The 18,904-nt window shown below is 68.5% G+C and carries 17 protein-coding genes; 16 read left to right on the top strand and 1 reads right to left on the bottom strand.

Annotation, left to right across the window (positions count from 1 at the left end; genetic code table 11):
• Window positions 1-3: 3 nt before the first annotated feature.
• On the bottom strand, window positions 4-861 hold the full coding sequence (locus tag ASD37_RS05865) for an aldo/keto reductase (protein WP_056548993.1): 858 nt from the start codon (window positions 859-861) through the stop codon (window positions 4-6).
• Here ASD37_RS05865 and ASD37_RS05860 point away from each other — a divergent pair.
• The 16 genes from ASD37_RS05860 (at window position 860) to ASD37_RS05785 (ending at window position 18,888) form a co-directional block, all read left to right on the top strand.
• Window positions 860-2,014 carry an alpha/beta hydrolase gene (locus tag ASD37_RS05860; protein WP_056548991.1) on the top strand — a complete coding sequence of 385 codons (1,155 nt, stop codon included), beginning with the start codon at window positions 860-862 and terminating at the stop codon, window positions 2,012-2,014. The genes ASD37_RS05865 and ASD37_RS05860 overlap by 2 nt on opposite strands.
• Before the next feature lie 47 nt (window positions 2,015-2,061).
• Complete coding sequence (locus ASD37_RS05855; RefSeq protein WP_056548989.1) at window positions 2,062-2,883, top strand: thioredoxin domain-containing protein; 822 nt, start codon at window positions 2,062-2,064, stop codon at window positions 2,881-2,883.
• Window positions 2,880-3,509, top strand: a complete 630-nt coding sequence (locus tag ASD37_RS05850; protein WP_056548986.1) for a vitamin K epoxide reductase family protein — start codon at window positions 2,880-2,882, stop codon at window positions 3,507-3,509. The genes ASD37_RS05855 and ASD37_RS05850 overlap by 4 nt, the downstream gene beginning before the upstream one ends.
• Window positions 3,510-3,545: 36 nt before the next feature.
• On the top strand, window positions 3,546-6,935 hold the full coding sequence (locus tag ASD37_RS05845; protein ID WP_056548984.1) for a pyruvate carboxylase: 3,390 nt from the start codon (window positions 3,546-3,548) through the stop codon (window positions 6,933-6,935).
• Window positions 6,932-7,504: a 16S rRNA (guanine(966)-N(2))-methyltransferase RsmD gene (rsmD, locus tag ASD37_RS05840; protein WP_082570009.1), complete on the top strand. Its 573-nt coding sequence runs from the start codon at window positions 6,932-6,934 to the stop codon at window positions 7,502-7,504. Before ASD37_RS05845 ends, rsmD begins: the two co-directional genes overlap by 4 nt.
• 11 nt (window positions 7,505-7,515) lie before the next feature.
• Window positions 7,516-7,995, top strand: coding sequence for a pantetheine-phosphate adenylyltransferase (gene coaD / locus ASD37_RS05835; protein WP_056548980.1), 480 nt, complete (start codon window positions 7,516-7,518; stop codon window positions 7,993-7,995).
• A gap of 191 nt (window positions 7,996-8,186) precedes the next feature.
• A complete protein-coding gene (sepIVA, locus tag ASD37_RS05830; protein ID WP_056548977.1) occupies window positions 8,187-8,924 on the top strand; it encodes a cell division protein SepIVA in 738 nt (245 codons plus the stop codon).
• A 66-nt stretch (window positions 8,925-8,990) separates the two neighbouring features.
• On the top strand, window positions 8,991-9,629 hold the full coding sequence (locus ASD37_RS05825; RefSeq protein ID WP_056548976.1) for a DUF177 domain-containing protein: 639 nt from the start codon (window positions 8,991-8,993) through the stop codon (window positions 9,627-9,629).
• Window positions 9,626-10,372 carry a ribonuclease III gene (rnc, locus tag ASD37_RS05820; RefSeq protein ID WP_056548974.1) on the top strand — a complete coding sequence of 249 codons (747 nt, stop codon included), beginning with the start codon at window positions 9,626-9,628 and terminating at the stop codon, window positions 10,370-10,372. Before ASD37_RS05825 ends, rnc begins: the two co-directional genes overlap by 4 nt.
• On the top strand, window positions 10,365-11,228 hold the full coding sequence (mutM, locus tag ASD37_RS05815; protein ID WP_056548972.1) for a bifunctional DNA-formamidopyrimidine glycosylase/DNA-(apurinic or apyrimidinic site) lyase: 864 nt from the start codon (window positions 10,365-10,367) through the stop codon (window positions 11,226-11,228). The genes rnc and mutM overlap by 8 nt, the downstream gene beginning before the upstream one ends.
• Before the next feature lie 28 nt (window positions 11,229-11,256).
• The gene (locus tag ASD37_RS05810) at window positions 11,257-11,664 is read left to right on the top strand and encodes an OsmC family protein (protein WP_056548970.1); all 408 of its coding nucleotides are present in this window, start codon (window positions 11,257-11,259) and stop codon (window positions 11,662-11,664) included.
• Window positions 11,661-11,939 (top strand): acylphosphatase, encoded by a 279-nt coding sequence (locus ASD37_RS05805; RefSeq protein WP_056548968.1) that lies wholly within the window; start codon window positions 11,661-11,663, stop codon window positions 11,937-11,939. Before ASD37_RS05810 ends, ASD37_RS05805 begins: the two co-directional genes overlap by 4 nt.
• A gap of 26 nt (window positions 11,940-11,965) precedes the next feature.
• Window positions 11,966-15,562 carry a chromosome segregation protein SMC gene (smc, locus tag ASD37_RS05800; protein WP_056548966.1) on the top strand — a complete coding sequence of 1,199 codons (3,597 nt, stop codon included), beginning with the start codon at window positions 11,966-11,968 and terminating at the stop codon, window positions 15,560-15,562.
• A 36-nt stretch (window positions 15,563-15,598) separates the two neighbouring features.
• Window positions 15,599-17,005, top strand: coding sequence for a signal recognition particle-docking protein FtsY (gene ftsY, locus ASD37_RS05795; RefSeq protein WP_056548964.1), 1,407 nt, complete (start codon window positions 15,599-15,601; stop codon window positions 17,003-17,005).
• A 158-nt stretch (window positions 17,006-17,163) separates the two neighbouring features.
• Window positions 17,164-18,498, top strand: a complete 1,335-nt coding sequence (locus ASD37_RS05790; RefSeq protein ID WP_162253223.1) for an ammonium transporter — start codon at window positions 17,164-17,166, stop codon at window positions 18,496-18,498.
• Window positions 18,499-18,549: 51 nt separating this feature from the next.
• Window positions 18,550-18,888, top strand: a complete 339-nt coding sequence (locus ASD37_RS05785) for a P-II family nitrogen regulator (RefSeq protein WP_056548960.1) — start codon at window positions 18,550-18,552, stop codon at window positions 18,886-18,888.
• Window positions 18,889-18,904 lie beyond the last annotated feature (16 nt).

Here is an 18,904-nt window from a genome sequence, read left to right as displayed (position 1 = left end):
CACCTACCCTGTGAAGTTGAAAGTCCGTGGATCGGGACCCAGTCGAGTCCCGTCTTCGAGCGATGCGATGGACGCCATGTCCGATTCGTCGAGTGCGAAGTCGAACACGTCGAAGTTGCTCGCAATCCTGTCGGGGTTCACCGATTTCGGGATGACGATATTACCGAGCTGGACGTGCCACCTAATCAGCACCTGCGCTGGCGTTTTTCCCTTGGCGTCGGCAATGCCGACGACGGTCGCGTTCTCCAGCAGAGATCCCTGGCCCAGCGGGCTCCACGCCTCGGTGGCGATTCCCAACGTGGCGTGCACCTCACGCAGCTCCTGCTGCGGGAGAAGCGGATGCAATTCGATCTGGTTGACCGCAGGCACGATGCCGGTCGCGTCGATCAGGGTGCTCAGGTGTTCGGGCTGGAAGTTGCTCACGCCGATCGAGCGAATTCGCCCCTCGTCACGCAGGTGGGCGAAGGCCTTGAACGTGTCGACGAAGGCGTTGACCTCGGGAAGCGGCCAATGCACGAGGTAGAGGTCCAGGTAGTCCAGGCCCAGCTTCTCCATGCTCGTGTCGAACGCCCGCAGCGTCGTGTCGTACCCCTGGTCGGCGTTCCACAGCTTGGTGACGACGTAGACGTCGTCCCTGGCCAGGCCCGCGCTCGCCGCGCCGGCGAGCGCGTGGCCCACCTCCGCTTCGTTGCCGTACGCCGCGGCCGTGTCGACGTGCCGATAGCCTGCGTCCAGCGCGGCGCTGACGGCGCGTTCGGTCTCACCGGCCGGGGTCTGCCACACTCCCAGGCCGATGGTGGGGATCGAATGCCCGTCGTTGAGCGCGACCGAGGGAACCGACGTGTTCGAAGGAGAAGCCATGACGGGAAGTCTGCCAGCCGTACCTGTGCCGCACGCGGAGGCTGCGCGTCCCGGGCCGGCCCGGCTGGCGTTCACCAACGCCTCCAGTCGGGTGATGCTGCGGCTTCTGCCGCACCTCCCGGACGTCGTCAAGCGGCTCCTGCTGGGGCGTCGGACCATCACGATCGACGGCAACACCCTGGACACGACGCTGCAGTTCATGCTCGCTGCGCAGCGTTCGGCGGGCATCAACGGTCTGGTGGCCAGCAGCGACGTCCTCGTCGCCCGGTCCCAGCTACGCACGCTGTCGGCGATGATCGACGCCGGCATCACCGTCGGCGTCCGCGACGATGCGATCCCGGGACCGGCGGGGCCGCTGCCGGTGCGGCACTACACCCCGGTCGACGTGCCGACCGGTGCACCGGGGTCGGATGGCTCCTCGCGCGAGCGCTCGTCGGCACCCCTGCTGGTCTTCTATCACGGCGGCGGCTTCGTCGTCGGCGACCTCGACACCCACGACGCGCTGTGCCGGTTGCTCTGCCGCGACGCCGGCGTCCACGTGATGGCGGTCGACTACCGGCTTGCCCCCGAGCATCCCGCACCCGCCGCAGTCGACGACTGCTACGCCGCGTACCGCTGGGCGCTGGACCACGCCGCCGAACTCGGCGCCGACCCCTCCCGGGTGGCCGTCGGCGGCGACAGCGCCGGCGGCAACCTCTCGGCGGTGGTGTCTCAACTGGCACGCAACGACGGGATCGCCCTACCCGCGTTGCAGGTGCTGCTCTACCCGGCGACCGACTTCAGCAGCGACACCAGGTCCAAGACCCTGTTCGCGGACGGCTTCTTCCTGACCAAGACGGACATGGACTGGTTCAGGGACAACTACCTGGCCGGGTCCGCCCTCGACGTGGACGACCCGCGCATCTCGCCGCTGCTGGCCGAGGACCTGTCGGGACTGCCGCCGGCGATGGTCCTCACGGGCGGGTTCGACCCGCTGCGCGACGAAGGCAACCAGTATGCCGAGGCGCTCGCCGCGGCCGGCGTCGCCGTCGACCATCGACAATTCGGCCCCGTGGTGCACGCCTTCGCCAACTTCTTTCCGCTCGGTGGCGCCAGCGCCACCGCCACCGCGGAGGTCGTTTCGGCTGTTCGGGCGCACCTGAGCCGGGCCTGACGGAGCAGCTGAGTCCGACCGCTAAAGAGCGCCGGTACCCTAGTGCCGTGTCCACGAAACCGAAGAAGACCGCCAGCTACGACCTGAAGGCTGCCGACCGCAAGCGCAACGTGATGATCCAGGTCGGACTCACCGCGGTCGTGGTCATCTTCGCCGTGGCTCTGGTCGCCTACATCGTCACCTCCGGCAGTACGAAGCCCGCAGGTGGCGAGGCGAAGTCGATCCGCGTGGCGACCAGCAACGTGATCACCAAGGAGGGCACCACCGAGCCGAAGGCCGTGGTGTCGTTGTACGAGGACTTCCTCTGCCCGGTGTGCGGTCGATTCGAGCAGCAGTTCGGGCCCACCATCAGCAAGCTGATCGACAGCGGCGCGATCGCCACCGACTTCTACATGGTCGCGATCCTGGACCGCCCGGCGAACCAGAACTACTCGTCGCGGTCCGGTGCGGCCGCCTACTGCGTCGCCGATGAGGACACCACCCCGGACAAGGAGGTGTTCCGGCGCTTCCACGCGGCGATGTACGCCCAGCAGCCGAGTGAGACGGGCACCACCTTCCCGACCAATGCGCAGTTGATCGAGACCGCTCGCCAAGCCGGAGTCGTCGGCAAGGTGCCGGAGTGCATCAACAACGGCCGCTACCTCGACATGGTGAAGGGGCTGGCCTCCGCGACCACCGTCACCGGCACGCCGACGGTGCGCATCAACGGCGAGGACTACAAGTTCTCGACGCCCGACGCCCTGGTGGCGAAGGTCAAGGAAATCGTCGGCGACATCCCCGGCGTCACCGCCGCACCTGCCGCGCAGGCCCCGATTCAGCCGGCCCCCGCGCCCGCCCCGGCGCCGGCGACCCCCACCACCACCAGATGACGGCGACCGCTGCGGACGAAACCGCGTCGGACCTGCCGGCGGGGTCCGGATCCGGTGTGCGGGTGAGAACGCCAAGCGCAATCTGGGTGCTGATCGCCGGAGCCGTGGGCCTCACCGCGGCGCTGACGCTGACGATCGAAAAGATCGAACTGCTCATCGACCCCGCGTACGTCCCCTCGTGCAGCATCAACCCGGTGCTGTCCTGCGGTTCGGTGATGGTCACCCCGCAGGCGTCGGAATTCGGTTTTCCGAACTCGTTGCTCGGCATCGTGGCCTTCAGCGTCGTCGTCGTCGCCGGCGTGCTGGCGGTCGCCAAAGTGCGGCTGCCGCAATGGTTTTGGGTAGGCCTCGCCGTCGGAACGTTGCTCGGCGCCGTCTTCGTCCACTGGCTGATCTACCAAAGCCTGTACGTCATCGGGGCGCTCTGCCCGTACTGCATGGTGGTGTGGACGATGACGATCCCGCTGTTGGTGGTGGTGTCGTCGATCGCCCTGCGGCCGCTGGCAGGCAACGCCTTTGCGCGTGCCGTGTATCAGTGGCGATGGTCGCTGGTCGCGTTGTGGTTCACCGGACTGATCCTGCTGATCGTCATTCGATTTTGGGCGTACTGGTCGACGTTGATCTAGACCGGCGCCGGCGGGTAGCGCGTTAGGGTATCGCGCGTGATCTCCAAACTCCTGGTAGCCAATCGCGGTGAGATTGCCATTCGGGCATTCCGTGCGGCGTATGAAATGAACATCGCGACCGTTGCGGTGTACGCCTACGAAGACCGCAATTCGCCTCACCGGTTGAAGGCCGACGAGTCCTATCAGATTGGCGAGCCGGGACACCCCGTGCGCTCGTATCTGTCGATCGACGAGATCATCCGCGTCGCCCGCCACGCGGGTGCCGACGCGGTGTACCCGGGGTATGGCTTCCTGTCGGAGAACCCCGAACTCGCGGCCGCCTGCGCCGAGGCGGGCATCACCTTCGTCGGCCCCGGTGCCCACGTGCTGGAGCTGACGGGAAACAAGTCCCGCGCGATCGCCGCGGCGCGCGACGCGGGCCTGCCCGTGCTTGCGTCGTCGGTACCGTCGGCCTCGGTGGACGACCTCGTCGCCGCGTCGGCCGACATGGCATTCCCGCTGTTCGTCAAGGCGGTGTCCGGAGGCGGTGGCCGCGGCATGCGGCGGGTGACCGATCCCGATGCGCTGGCCGAGGCGATCGAGGCCGCCAGCCGCGAGGCCGAGTCGGCGTTCGGCGATCCGATGGTTTACCTCGAGCAGGCGGTGCTCAACCCCCGTCACATCGAGGTGCAGATCCTTGCCGACACCAAGGGCAACGTCATCCATCTCTACGAGCGTGACTGCAGCGTGCAGCGGCGGCATCAGAAGGTGATCGAACTCGCGCCGGCCCCCAACCTGCCAGAAGAGTTGCGCGACAAGATGTGTGCGGATGCGGTCGCCTTCGCTCGGCAGATCGGCTACACGTGTGCGGGCACCGTGGAGTTCCTGCTCGACGAGCGCGGCAACCACGTGTTCATCGAACTGAACCCGCGGATCCAGGTGGAACACACCGTCACCGAGGAGATCACCGACGTCGACCTGGTCGCCAGCCAGTTGCGCATCGCCGCGGGGGAGACGCTGGCCGACCTTGGGCTGAGCCAGGATTCGATTCGAGTGCGGGGTGCGGCCATGCAGTGCCGTATCACCACCGAGGACCCGGCCAAGGGTTTCCGGCCCGACACCGGACGCATCACCGGTTACCGGTCGCCGGGTGGCGCGGGCATCCGGTTGGACGGCGGCACCACCCTCGGTGCGGAGATCGGCGCGCACTTCGACTCGATGCTGGTCAAGATGACGACCCGGGGTCGCGACTTCAGCACCGCGGTCACGCGTGCCAGGCGAGGGCTTGCCGAATTCCGGATTCGCGGGGTCTCGACGAACATCCCGTTCCTGCAAGCGGTCGTCGACGATCCCGACTTCCGCGCGGGCCGGGTCACCACGTCGTTCATCGACGAACGCCCCCAGTTGCTGACCGCTCACGTCTCAGCCGACCGCGGTACGAAGATGATCAACTACCTCGCCGAGGTGACGGTCAACTCGCCCTACGGCAGCCGGGACCGGGTCTACCCGCAGGACAAGTTGCCGGACGTCGAGATCAGGGACACCGAGTCGACTCCACCCCCCGGCAGCAGGCAACGGCTTCTCGAGTTGGGCCCGGAGGGCTTCGCGGCGTGGCTGCGGGACTCGCCTGCGGTGGGCGTCACCGACACCACCTTCCGCGACGCCCATCAGTCGCTTCTCGCCACCCGGGTGCGGACCTCCGGTCTGCTGGCGGTGGCACCGTACATCGCGAGGATGACCCCCGAGTTGCTGTCGCTGGAGTGCTGGGGTGGCGCGACCTACGACGTTGCGCTGAGGTTCCTCAAGGAGGATCCCTGGGAGCGGCTGGCGGCGCTGCGCGAGGTGGTACCCAACATCTGTCTGCAGATGCTGCTGCGGGGTCGCAACACCGTCGGGTACACGCCGTACCCGGAGACCGTGACCGCGGCCTTCGTCGAGGAGGCCACGGCCACCGGCATCGACATCTACCGAATCTTCGACGCGCTCAACAACGTTGAATCGATGCGACCGGCGATCGACGCCGTCCGGGAAACCGGCACGGCGGTCGCCGAGGTGGCGCTGTGTTACGCCGGTGACCTGTCCGATCCGGGTGAAACGCTGTACACGCTGGACTACTACCTGAGGCTCGCCGAGCAGATCGTCGATGCCGGTGCGCACGTGCTGGCGATCAAGGACATGGCCGGTCTGCTGCGGGCACCCGCGGCGACGACGTTGGTCTCGGCGCTGCGCAGCCGGTTCGACCTGCCGGTGCACGTGCACACCCACGACACGCCAGGTGGGCAGTTGGCGACCTACACCGCGGCGTGGCAGGCGGGCGCCAGTGCGGTCGACGGCGCGGCGGCGCCGTTGGCGGGCACCACCAGTCAGCCGGCGCTGTCCTCGATCGTCGCCGCGGCGATGCACACCCCGTACGACACCGGACTCGCGCTGCGCAACGTATGCGACTTGGAGCCGTACTGGGAGTCGCTGCGAAAGGTGTACGCGCCCTTCGAATCTGGGTTGCCGGCTCCGACGGGGCGGGTGTACAGCCACGAGATCCCCGGCGGTCAGCTGTCCAACCTGCGCCAGCAGGCCAACGCGCTCGGCCTCGGCAATCGGTTCGAGGACGTCGAAAACGCTTATGCCGGCGCCGACAAGGTGCTGGGCCATCTGGTCAAGGTCACGCCGTCGTCGAAGGTCGTCGGCGATCTGGCGCTCGCCCTCGTCGGCGCGGGCGCCACGGCCGAGGAATTCGCTGCCGACCCGGCCACGTTCGACATCCCCGACTCGGTCATCGGATTCCTGCGCGGCGACCTCGGTGATCCGCCCGGCGGCTGGCCGGAGCCGTTGCGCACCAAGGCGTTGGCCGGACGTTCGCCCGCCAAGCCGGCCGAGGAACTCAGCGCAGAGGACGAGGCACTGCTTGCCGAGCCGGGCGCGGTCCGCCAGCGGACGCTGAATCGACTGCTGTTCCCCGGGCCGACAAGGGAATTCGAGGAGCACCGCGAGGTGTACGGCGACACCTCGCGGTTGTCGGCCAACCAGTTCTTCTACGGCCTGCGCTACGGCGACGAGCACCGCATCCAGATCGACCGCGGCGTCGACCTCATCATCGGGCTGGAGGCCATCTCCGAGCCCGACGAGCGCGGGATGCGGACCGTGATGTGCATTCTGAACGGGCAGCTGCGACCGGTCGTGGTGCGCGACGAGAGCATCGCCGACACCGTGCCTGCCGCCGAGAAGGCCGATCGGAAGAACGCCGACCACGTCGCGGCGCCGTTCGCCGGCGTGGTGACGATCAACGTCGAGGCCGGTGCCTCCGTCGAGGCGGGGGAGACGATCGCGACGATCGAGGCCATGAAGATGGAGGCGGCGATCACCGCCCCCAAGGCGGGTACCGTCGAACGCGTGGCGGTCTCGGCGACGGCGCAGGTCGAGGGTGGGGATCTGTTGGCGGTGATTTCCTGACGCGGATCATCGGCGGTCGGTTCGGAGGGCGTCGGCTGGCGGTGCCGCAGGGGCGTTCCGGGACGGGCACCCGACCCACCACCGACCGAGTCCGCGAGTCGTTGTTCAACGTGCTGGCGGCTCGGCTCGACTTCTCGGGCCTGACGGTTCTCGACCTGTACGCGGGGTCGGGTGCCCTTGGGCTGGAAGCGCTTTCGCGTGGCGCGACGACCGCCGTCTTCGTCGAGGCCGACCGGCGCGCGGCAGCCGTCATCGCCGAGAACGTCAAAGCCCTTGGTGCGACGGGTGCCGCGGTGCGGTGCGGCTCCGTCGCGTCGGTGCTCGCCGCCGGTGCCAACCGATCGGCCGACCTGGTGTTCGCCGATCCGCCGTACGAGGTGTCGTCGGCCGACGTGGCGGCGGTGCTCTCGGCGTTGACCGACAAGGGCTGGGTGGCGCCCGGCGCCGTCGCGGTGCTCGAGCGCCCGGCGTCGGCGGCCGCGGTGGCGTGGCCGGCCGGCTGGGTGGCAGGGCGGGAGCGCCGCTACGGAGACACCCGCCTTGAGTTCGGCGAAGTCGAGATCGCGTAGCGTCGTCGCACATGAGTGGCGCCGTATGCCCAGGCTCGTTCGACCCCGTCACCCTCGGCCACGTCGACGTGTTCGAGCGGGCGGCAGCGCAGTTCGACGAGGTCGTCGTCGCCGTGCTGGTCAACCCCAAGAAGTCGGGGATGTTCACCGCCGACGAGCGCATGGAGTTGATTTGCGAGTCGACGACGCACCTGCCGAACGTGCGGGTGGAGAGCGGCACCGGGCTGGTCGTCGACTTCGTGACCTCGCGTGGGATGTCGGCCATCGTCAAGGGGCTGCGGTCGGGAACCGACTTCGAATACGAGCTGCAGATGGCGCAGATGAACAAGCACGTCTCAGGGGTGGACACGTTCTTCGTCGCCACCAACCCGCGGTTCTCCTTCGTGTCGTCGTCGCTTGCCAAGGAGGTCGCGGCGCTCGGGGGCGACGTGTCGGAGTTGCTGCCGGAACCGGTCAACGCCGCGTTGCGGTCCAAGCTCGCCGCCCGCTGACCTGACGGCACCTTCCGCCGCGCCGAGTGTGCGGCCAGATCGCGCACTTCGGCGTGATCGCGATCTCACAGCACACTCGACGGGGGAAGCGGCGTGGCGGTGAATGCGCAACTCACCGGCGTGGCGTACCGAGTCACACGAGTAACACCAGGCACACTGGTAACGACCAACTAGGCCGGGAGGGTATTGCCGTGTACCGAGTATTTGAGGCGCTTGACGAGCTCGGAGCCATCGTCGAGGAAGCCCGCGGTGTGCCGATGACGGCTGGCTGCATGGTTCCCCGAGGCGACGTGCTCGAGCTGCTGGACGACATCAAGGACGCCATCCCCGGCGAACTCGACGACGCCCAGGACGTGCTCGACGCCCGCGACGGCATGTTGCGCGACGCGAAGGCGCACGCCGACTCGATGGTCGCCACGGCCACCGCGGAGGCCGATTCGCTGCTCAACCACTCCCGTGGCGAGGCCGACCGCATTCTCGCCGACGCCAAGGCGCAGGCCGACCGCATGGTGGGCGAGGCACGCCAGCACAGCGAACGCATGGTCGGCGAGGCCCGCGAAGAGGCCAACCGCATCATGTCGACCGCCAAGCGCGAGTACGAAGCCAGCACCGGACGAGCCAAGGCCGAAGCCGACCGCCTGATCGAGAACGGCAACCTCTCCTACGAGAAGGCCGTCCAAGAGGGCATCAAGGAACAGCAGCGACTCGTCTCGCAGACCGAGATCGTGCAGACCGCGACGTCGGAGGCGACCCGCCTGATCGACACCGCCCACGCCGAAGCCGACCGGCTCCGCGGGGAATGCGACATCTACGTCGACAGCAAGCTGGCCGAGTTCGAGGACTACCTCAACGGCACGCTGCGCTCCGTCGGACGTGGACGTCACCAACTGCGCACCGCAGCTGGCACGCACGACTACGCCCAACGGTAGACACGCCGGAACCACCCGCCCCGATCGGATTCGGGGCGGGTGGGACCACCGCCGTAAGATCGACGAATGGCCGGAAAGTCGAAGCAAGGTGCCCGTGGCATCACCAGGGGCGGCCACCAATCGCCCTTCATTCTGGACATTTCGCGGCTGGGCATGCGGCCCGGTTCGATGATCACGTTCGCCGAGACGGTCTCCTCGCCGTCGCGCATCGGCATCGAGCTGATCGCCATCCCCGAGGGCGCCCCCGTCGACCTCGACCTGCGCCTCGAGTCCGTGTCCGAAGGCGTCCTGGTCAGCGGGACGGTCTCGGCGCCGACCAGCGGTGAGTGCGCCCGCTGCCTGACCCCGGTGACGGGAGACGTCGAGATCTACCTCACCGAACTGTTCGCCTACCCCGACAGCGCCACCGAGGCCACCACCGACGACGACGACGAAGTCGGGCGCGTGGTCGACGACACCGTCAACCTCGAGCAGCACATCATCGACGCCGTCGGCATGCAGCTGCCCTTTTCGCCGGTGTGCCGTGACGACTGCCCAGGACTGTGCCCGGAGTGCGGGGTACCACTGGCGGATTTCGAGAACTCAGATGGTTCCGCAGCCGAGCCGCACGGCCACGACGTCATCGACCCCAGGTGGGCCAAGCTCGCGGCGATGAAGCCCGTCGAGGAGGAGCGGACGGATCCGGACGCCGGGGGTCGCGAGTGACGGTCGACCGGACCCCGCTGCTCGAAGCGCTCGGCGTCGACCTGCCCGACGATCTGCTCACCCTCGCCCTCACCCACCGCAGTTACGCCTACGAAGCAGGCGGCCTGCCCACCAACGAGCGGCTCGAGTTCCTCGGCGACGCCGTGCTCGGATTGGTGATCACGGCCGAGATCTTCGTCAAGTACCCCGATCGCAGCGAAGGCGAGCTGGCCAAGCTGAAGTCCGCGGTGGTGAACACCCAGGCGCTGGCCAAGATCGCCAGGACCTTGACCCCCGACGGCCTCGGCGCCTACCTCCTACTCGGTCGCGGCGAGGTCGGCAGTGGCGGCGCGCACAAGGCCAACCTGCTGGCCGACGCGGTCGAATCGCTCCTTGGGGCGACGTACGTCCAGCACGGTCACGAGGTCGCCGGCGACGTCGTCATCCGCCTGTTCTCCGACGTGCTCGAGTCCGCGGCGAACCTCGGCGCGGGTCTCGACTGGAAGACCAGCCTGCAGGAGCTGGCGGCGGCCCGCAGATTGGGCGTGCCCGCCTACGTCATCGCCTCCAGCGGCCCCGAACACGACAAGCACTTCACCGCCAGGGCCGTCGTGGGAGTCGAGGACTACGGCCACGGCGAGGGACGGACCAAGAAGGAGGCCGAGCAGCAGGCGGCCGCCGCGGCCTACAAGGCGATCGAGGCGCTGGGCACCGACGCGTTCGCCGACGTCCTCGCCGCGGGCAAGCCCGAGCGGGATGCCTGAGCTACCCGAGGTCGAGGTCGTCCGTCGTGGCCTCGACGCCCACGTCGTCGGCCGCACGATCACCGCGGTCCGGGTCAACCATCCCCGCGCGGTCCGCCGCCACGAGGAAGGCCCCGCCGACCTGACGGCGCGCCTGCTCGACAACGTCGTGACCGGCACCGGCAGGCGCGGGAAGTACCTGTGGCTGACCCTCGGCAGCGGCGACGCCCTGGTGGTCCACCTCGGCATGAGCGGGCAGATGCTGCTCGGCGAGGTCGCGAAGGCCGAACACCTGCGCGTCGCCACCCTGCTCGACGACGGAACGGCGTTGAGCTTCGTCGACCAGCGGACCTTCGGCGGCTGGATGCTGGCCGACCTGGTCACCGTCGACGGGACCGAGGTGCCCGTGCCGGTCGCCCACGTCGCGCGCGATCCGCTCGACCCGCTGTTCGACCGGGCTGCGGTGGTAAAGGTGTTGCGGGGCAAGCACTCCGAGATCAAGCGTCAACTGCTCGACCAAACGGTGGTGTCCGGCATCGGCAACATCTACGCCGACGAGTCCCTGTGGCGGGCCAAGGTCAACGGCGCGCGCATCGCGGAGACGTTGACCAAGCCGACCCTGACCGCCCTGCTCGACCACGCCGCCGACGTCATGACCGACGCGCTCGGCCAAGGCGGCACGTCGTTCGACTCGTTGTACGTCAACGTCAACGGCGAGTCGGGCTACTTCGACCGGTCGCTGGACGCCTACGGCCGCGAGGGCGAGCCGTGCCGACGCTGCGGCGCGGTCATGATGCGCGACAAGTTCATGAACCGGTCGTCGTTCTACTGCCCACGGTGCCAGCCGAAACCACGCCAGCCACGACCACGCACCTGACCACCGAGTACCGCCGAGAGGGAATCGCATGACAGATCTATGGGTGGAGCGCACCGGAGTGCGCCGCTACACCGGGCACAGCAGCCGAGGCGCCGAGGTGCTCGTCGGCTCCGAGGACGTCGACGGTGTGTTCACCCCGGGTGAGCTCCTCAAGATCGCGTTGGCGGCATGCAGCGGCATGAGCAGCGACCATCCGCTGCGCACCCGCCTCGGTGACGACTACGCGGCCACCATTCACGTGTCGGGCCCCGCCGACCGCGAGCGGGAGCTCTACCCGCTGCTCGAGGAGAAGCTCGAACTCGACCTCTCCGCGCTGTCCGAGGACGAGATCCGGAAGCTCGTCGTCGTGGTCGAGCGGTCGATCGACAAGGTGTGCACCGTCGGCCGCACGCTCAAGGAGGGCACCGAGGTCACGTTCGAGGTCACTCCGACGTGAGCGACGACGTCCGCCTCAGCGCGTGGGTTCACGGCCGAGTGCAGGGCGTGGGGTTCCGCTGGTGGACGCGGTCGCGAGCGCTTGAACTCGGGCTGACGGGTTTTGCGGCGAACAAGGAGGACGGTCGCGTGCACGTCGTCGCCCGTGGCCCCCGCGCGTCGTGTGAGCGGCTGCTCGAACTGCTGCGGGGTGGCACCACCCCTGGCAGCGTCGACCTGGTCGTCGAGGACTGGTCCGAGCCCGGCGATCCGATCGAGGGCTTCACCGAGCGATAGCAACCTCGCAGGTAAGCTCGCACGTCATGCATCTGAAGAGTCTGACGCTGAAGGGCTTCAAGTCCTTCGCTTCGCCGACGACTCTTCGCTTCGAACCGGGCATCACCTGTGTCGTCGGCCCCAACGGGTCGGGTAAGTCCAACGTCGTCGACGCCCTCACCTGGGTGATGGGCGAGCAGGGCGCTAAGACCCTGCGCGGCGGCAAGATGGAAGACGTCATCTTCGCGGGTACGTCGTCACGGGCGCCGCTGGGTCGCGCCGAGGTCACCCTGACCATCGACAACTCCGACAACGCCCTGCCGATCGAGTACTCCGAGGTGTCGATCACCCGTCGGGTGTTCCGCGACGGCGCAGGCGAATACGAGATCAACGGCAATAGCTGCCGGCTGATGGACGTGCAAGAACTGCTGAGCGACTCCGGCATCGGCCGTGAGATGCACGTCATCGTCGGCCAGGGCAAGCTCTCCGAGATCCTCGAGTCGCGCCCAGAGGACCGCCGCGCGTTCATCGAGGAAGCCGCCGGCGTGCTCAAGCACCGCAAGCGCAAGGAAAAGGCGGTCCGCAAGCTCGACTCGATGTCGGCAAACCTCAACCGCCTCACCGACCTGACCAGCGAGCTTCGACGTCAGCTCAAGCCCCTGGGCCGCCAGGCCGAGATGGCCCGGCGGGCGCAGACCATCCAGGCCGATCTGCGCGACGCGCGGCTGCGGCTGGCCGCCGACGACCTGGTTGCCCGGCGCACCGAGTTCAACGACACCAATCAGGCCGAGACGACGCTGCGTCGTGAGCACGACGAGATCAGCACCCGCCTGGAGATCGCGACGGTCGAGCTGTCGACCCACGAGAGCGCGGTGTCGAGCCTGAGTGGCCGAGCCGAGGCCGCGCAGCAGACGTGGTTTCGGCTGTCGGCGCTCGCCGAACGCGTCAGCGCCACCGTGCGGATCGCCAGCGAGCGGACCCAACTCTTGGACGCCGACGTCGAGGCATCGCTGGGCCCCGACCCCGACGAACTCGACGCCGAGGCCGAGATGGTCGCCGAGCACGAGCAGGAGCTGCTCTTCGAGCTCGCGGAGTGCAGGGACCGTCAGGAGGCGGCGCGCGCGGAGCTCAGTGAGCGTGAGCGCCTCGCGGCCGAGGCCGAACGCGCGCACCTCGCCGCCGCCCGTGCGGAAGCCGACCGCCGCGAAGGACTGGCCAGGCTCTCCGGCCAGGTCGACACCATGCGCACCCGCGTCGAGTCGATCGACGAGGGCGTGGCCCGCCTCACGGTGAGCCTCGAAGAGTCCGCGCTGCGCGTTGAGCAGTCGAGGATGGACTTCGAGAACGTGCAGAGCCGAGTCGCCGAGCTCGACGCAGGAGAAGTCGGCCTCGACGATCAGCACGATCGCACCGTCGCCGCCCTGCGCCAAGCCGACGAGCGGGTGTCCGAACTGCAGGCCGCCGAACGCGCCGCCGAACGTCGGGTGGCGTCGCTGCTGGCGCGCATCGACGCGTTGGCGGTCGGCCTGGACCGCAGGGACGGCGCCGCGTGGCTGCAGGAGAACCACGACGGTTCGGGACTGCTCGGCTCGGTGGCGAAGATGTTGCGGGTGCGCTCGGGGTACGAGGCGGCGGTCGCGGCCGTGCTCGGTTCGGCAGCCGACGCGGTGGCGGCCGAGAGCTTCGGCGCGGCGCGCTCAGCCGTGGCGGCACTGAAGGCGGCCGACGGCGGACGCGCCGCCATCGTTCTCGGTGACTGGCCCGAAACGCCAGCGCTGCAAGCGAAGTCGGACCGTGACCTGCCCGCCGACACCGTCTGGGCCGTCGACCTCGTCGAGCCGGTGGAGCGGCTTCGCGGTGCCACCGCCGCCATGCTCGCCGACGTCGTCGTGGTGCCCGATCTGACCGCCGCACTGGACCTGGTGGCGGCCCGCCCCGAGCTGCGGGCGGTGACCACCGACGGCGATCTGGTCGGTGCGGGGTGGCTCACCGGCGGCTCCGACCGCAAGCCCAGCACCCTGGAGATCACCGGCGAGATCGACAAGGCCCGCGCGGAGCTGGAGGCGTCCGAGCGGCAGGTTTCGGAGCTGTCCGCGGCGCTGTCGGGTGCGCTCGCCGAGCAGGAGTCCCGCCGCGACGCCGCCGAGGACGCCCTCGCGGCACTCAACGAATCCGACGCCGCCATCTCGGCGATCTACGAGCAACTCGGCAGGCTCGGCCAGGAGGCCAGGGCCGCCGAAAGCGAATGGCAGCGGCTCAACGGTCAGCGAAACGAGCTCGAAGCCGGCCGGATGAAGACCGTCGAGGAGATGACCGCCCTCGAGGAGCGGCTGCGCAACGCCCAAGAGGTGCCGACCTACGACTCCGAGCCCGTCGACCGTCACGAGTCGGTGGCCGCCGCCGACGCCGCGAGGACCGCCGAGTTCGAGGCGCGGCTGGCGGTGCGAACCGCGGAGGAGCGCGCGAATGCCGTTCGCGGGCGGGCAGATTCGCTCCGTCGTGCGGCCACGGCCGAACGCGAGGCGCGACTGCGTGCGCAACGGGCGCGCGTTGCGCGGGAGCATGCGGCCGCGGTGGCAGCGGCGGTCGCGGAGTCGGGGCGCTTGGTCGCCGCGCGGTTGGCTGTCGCGGTCGCCGTGGCCGGTCGCACCAGGGACGCCCTGGCCACCGAGCGCAGCCATCGCGCCGAAGCGCTCGACCTGGTGCGCCACGAGGTCAACGAACTCAACGCCAGGATCACCGCGCTGACCGACTCCCTGCACCGCGACGAGGTCGCCAAGGCCCAAGCGGCGCTGCGCATCGAACAACTCGAACAGCACGCGCTCGAACAGTTCGGCATGGCCACCGACGACCTCATCGCGGAGTACGGCCCCAACGTTCCGCTTCCGCCGACGGAGCTGGAGATGGCCGAGTACGAGCAGGCCAAGGAGCGCGGCGAGCAGGTGACCGCTCCCGCACCGATGCCGTTCGACCGTCCCACCCAGGAGCGGCGGGCCAAGAAGGCCGAGCGCGAACTCGGCGAGCTGGGCAGGGTGAACCCCCTTGCGCTCGAGGAGTTCGCGGCGCTCGAAGAGCGCTACAACTTCCTCTCCACCCAGTTGGAGGACGTCAAGGGAGCCCGCAAGGACCTGCTCGACGTGATCACCGACGTCGACGACCGCATCCTTCAGGTCTTCGCCGAGGCGTACGCCGACGTGGAGCGTGAGTTCACCCAGGTGTTCGCCACGCTGTTCCCCGGTGGCGAAGGGCGCTTGGTGCTGACCAATCCCGCCGACATGCTGACCACGGGCATCGAGGTCGAAGCCCGGCCACCCGGCAAGAAGATCAAGCGGCTGTCCCTGCTGTCCGGCGGCGAGAAGTCGCTCACGGCGGTCGCGATGCTCGTCGCGATCTTCCGGGCCCGGCCGTCACCCTTCTACGTAATGGACGAGGTCGAGGCCGCTCTCGACGACGTCAACCTTCGGCGGCTGATCAGCCTCTTCGAGCAACTTCGCGAAGTGTCGCAGCTCATCGTCATCACCCACCAGAAGCCGACGATGGAGATCGCGGACGCCCTGTACGGCGTCACGATGCGCGAGGACGGCATCACCACGGTGATCTCGCAGCGGATGCGCGGCCAGGAACTCGTCACCACCACTACCTGACTCAGGCCGGGGAACCCACCCTGAGAGAATGACCCGGTGACTCAAGGTCAGCTGTTAGGTCTCTACATCGCCCTCGCGGCGATCGCCGTCCTCATCCTGGTTGCACTCGTCGTGGGGCTGGTGAGATACCGGCGGCGACGGATCAGCCTGTCGTCCACGGACACGACGGCGCTGGAGAAGCCCGTCGACAAGTCCGGCGGGTACACGGCGTCGTCCACGATCTCGTTCACCGAAGCCCCGGCCAAGGGCACGGTCGCACCACCCCCGACGAAACCCAAGAACCTGCTGGACGTGGAGGGTCTCCCCGCCGTCGGGGACGACGCGACGATTCCGCGCGACGCGCCGAAGCGGTCGATCTCCGAGGTGCAGCTGCCGGAGCCGCCAGCCCCCGAGGCTCCAGCTGCCGAAGCCAAGGCCCCCGAGGTCGAGACGCCAGAAGCCGAGGTTGAGGCTCCGACTGTCGAAGCGCCTCCCGAGGCGCCCGCCGAGCCCGCCGTCGTCCTTCCCGAGATCGACCCGATCGCCCCGACCGACGGCCGGCTGGAACGCCTGCGCGGGCGGCTGTCCAAGTCGCAGAACGCGCTCGGCCGCAGCATGCTCGGGCTGCTCGGCGGCGGTGACCTCGACGAAGACTCCTGGGAGGAGATCGAGGACACCCTCCTGGTCGCCGACCTCGGCCCGGTGGTCACCGAATCCGTGGTCACGGCGCTGCGCGCCAAGATGGCCGCGGCCAGCGTCCGCTCCGAGGCCGACGCCAGGGCCGTCCTGCGGGAGGTTCTGATCAACGAACTGCGTCCCGACATGGACCGCTCGATCAGGGCGCTGCCGCATGCCGACAAGCCCTCGGTCCTGCTGATCGTCGGGGTCAACGGGACGGGCAAGACGACGACCGTCGGCAAGCTCGCGCGTGTCCTCGTCGCCGACGGGCGTCGCGTCGTGCTCGGTGCCGCCGACACGTTCCGCGCCGCGGCCGCCGACCAGTTGCAGAGCTGGGGGTCCCGCGTCGGCGCCGAGGTGGTGCGTGGCCCCGAGGGAGCCGATCCCGCGTCGGTGGCGTTCGACGCCGTCGACCACGGCATCGCCACCGGCGCCGACGTCGTCGTCGTCGACACGGCGGGCCGCCTGCACACCAAGACCGGCCTGATGGACGAGCTCGGCAAGGTCAAGCGGGTGGTGTCCAAGCGTGCCGTCGTCGACGAGGTCCTTCTCGTGCTGGACGCCACGATCGGGCAGAACAGCCTGCCGCAGGCGCGGGTCTTCGCCGAGGTCGTCGACATCACCGGCGTCGTCCTGACGAAGCTCGACGGTACGGCGAAGGGCGGCATCGTCTTTCGCGTGCAGCAGGAGCTCGGCGTGCCCGTGAAGCTGGTCGGGCTCGGGGAGGGCCCCGACGACTTGGCACCGTTCGAACCCGCCGCCTTCGTCGACGCGCTCCTCGGCTAACGCCTCTGACGAGGCGGTTAACCGCGACGAAACGCAATCGCCCGATCCGTTCACATCCGCGAAACACGGGCGGCTCATCCGCGAAACAACGAGTGCGCATTGTCTTGGCCTAGGTCATCGGTGACTAACCGTGGCATGGGCGAAGGAGGAAACTGGGAGTGGACGGATTTCCGATAATGGGTGCGCCGGATACCGGCGACACGGCATGGATGTTGGCCAGCGCCGCACTCGTGCTGTTGATGACACCCGGACTGGCCTTCTTCTACGGCGGCATGGTTCGCGCCAAGGGTGTGCTGAACATGCTCATGATGAGCATCAGCTCCATGGGCGTGGTCACGGTGCTGTGGGCGCTGTACGGCTACTCGATGGCATTCGGCAACGACAAGTTCAACTTCGTCGGTGACCCCACGCAGTACTGGGGACTCAAGGGAATCATCGGCGGTAACGCCTCGGCGGCCGTGGTCGCCGATCCCAGCGCCGGGGTGGAAGCCGCTGACGCCGTGAACATTCCGCTGGCCGGAACCATCCCGATGTCGGTCTTCGTGGCCTTCCAGCTGATGTTCGCCATCATCACCGTCGCCCTCATCTCCGGCGCCGTTGCCGACCGCCTGAAGTTCAGCGGCTGGCTGCTGTTCTCGGGCCTGTGGGTCACGGTCGTCTACTTCCCGGTCGCACACTGGGTCTTCGCGTTCGACGGCTTCACCGGTGAGACGGGCGGCTGGATCGCCAACAAACTCGCCGCGGTCGACTTCGCCGGTGGTACCGCGGTTCACATCAACGCGGGCACGGCCGGTTTGGTGCTCGCGATCATCCTCGGCAAGCGCAAGGGCTGGCCCGGATCGCCGATGCGGCCGCACAACCTGCCCTTCGTGATGTTGGGCGCGGGCCTGCTGTGGTTCGGCTGGTACGGGTTCAACGCCGGATCTGCCGTCGGCTCAGGCGGTTTGGCTGGTGCGACGTTCGTCACCACGACGGTCGCCACCGCTGCCGCCATGCTGGCCTGGTTGCTCACGGAGAAGATCCGCGACGGACACGCCACCTCGCTCGGCGCGGCGTCGGGCATCGTGGCAGGCCTGGTCGCCATCACCCCGTCCTGCTCGTCGGTCAACGTCGTTGGCGCACTGGTGATCGGCGTCGTCGCAGGCGTGCTGTGCGCGCTGGCGGTCGGACTCAAGTTCAAGCTGGGCTTCGACGACTCGCTCGACGTCGTCGGCGTGCACCTCGTCGGTGGTCTGGCCGGCACGTTGCTGGTCGGCCTGGTCGCCGCTCCGGAGACGGGTGCCGGAGTCGCGGGCCTGTTCTACGGCGGCGGTTTCGACCAGCTGTGGCGGCAGGCAGTCGGAGCGGGTGCGGTCCTGCTGTACTCGGCGATCGGCACTGCCATCGTGGCCTATATCGTCAAGTTCACGATCGGGCTGCGACTGGACGAAGAGGAAGAGCACAACGGCATCGACGAGGCCGAGCATGCGGAAACGGCTTATGAACTCGCGTGACCGGGAAATAATCACAGGTGCAAAGAGTTTTCCGGAAAGGACTCTGACTAAATGAAGCTGATCACGGCGATCGTCAAGCCGTTCACCCTCGAGGACGTCAAGACTGGTCTCGAGCAGGCGGGCATCCTCGGGATGACCGTCAGCGAGGTACAGGGCTACGGCAGGCAGAAGGGCCACACCGAGGTGTACCGAGGTGCGGAGTACTCGGTGGACTTCGTGCCGAAGGTGCGGGTCGAGGTTCTGGTGGACGAGTCCGCCGTCGACAAGGTGGTGGACGTCATCGTCCAGGCCGCCCGTACGGGCAAGATCGGCGACGGCAAGGTGTGGGTCAGCCCGGTCGACACGGTGGTGCGAGTTCGCACCGGTGAGCGTGGGGCCGACGCCATTTGACGTCAGAACGGTGATC

Source organism: Mycobacterium sp. Root135, assembly GCF_001426545.1.
Classification (GTDB): Bacteria; Actinomycetota; Actinomycetes; order Mycobacteriales; family Mycobacteriaceae; genus Mycobacterium.
Note: the sequence above shows the minus strand (reverse complement) of the source record. Positions and strands in the feature narration are given on the sequence as shown.

Excerpts from the sequence above, each read along its gene's own strand:
- ASD37_RS05860 (WP_056548991.1), top strand. The coding sequence starts at position 860 with ATGACGGGAAGTCTGCCAGCCGTACCTGTGCCGCACGCGGAGGCTGCG.
- ASD37_RS05865 (WP_056548993.1), bottom strand. The coding sequence starts at position 861 with ATGGCTTCTCCTTCGAACACGTCGGTTCCCTCGGTCGCGCTCAACGAC.
- ASD37_RS05850 (WP_056548986.1), top strand. The coding sequence starts at position 2,880 with ATGACGGCGACCGCTGCGGACGAAACCGCGTCGGACCTGCCGGCGGGG.
- coaD (WP_056548980.1), top strand. The coding sequence starts at position 7,516 with ATGAGTGGCGCCGTATGCCCAGGCTCGTTCGACCCCGTCACCCTCGGC.
- ASD37_RS05825 (WP_056548976.1), top strand. The coding sequence starts at position 8,991 with ATGGCCGGAAAGTCGAAGCAAGGTGCCCGTGGCATCACCAGGGGCGGC.
- mutM (WP_056548972.1), top strand. The coding sequence starts at position 10,365 with ATGCCTGAGCTACCCGAGGTCGAGGTCGTCCGTCGTGGCCTCGACGCC.
- ASD37_RS05810 (WP_056548970.1), top strand. The coding sequence starts at position 11,257 with ATGACAGATCTATGGGTGGAGCGCACCGGAGTGCGCCGCTACACCGGG.
- smc (WP_056548966.1), top strand. The coding sequence starts at position 11,966 with ATGCATCTGAAGAGTCTGACGCTGAAGGGCTTCAAGTCCTTCGCTTCG.
- ASD37_RS05785 (WP_056548960.1), top strand. The coding sequence starts at position 18,550 with ATGAAGCTGATCACGGCGATCGTCAAGCCGTTCACCCTCGAGGACGTC.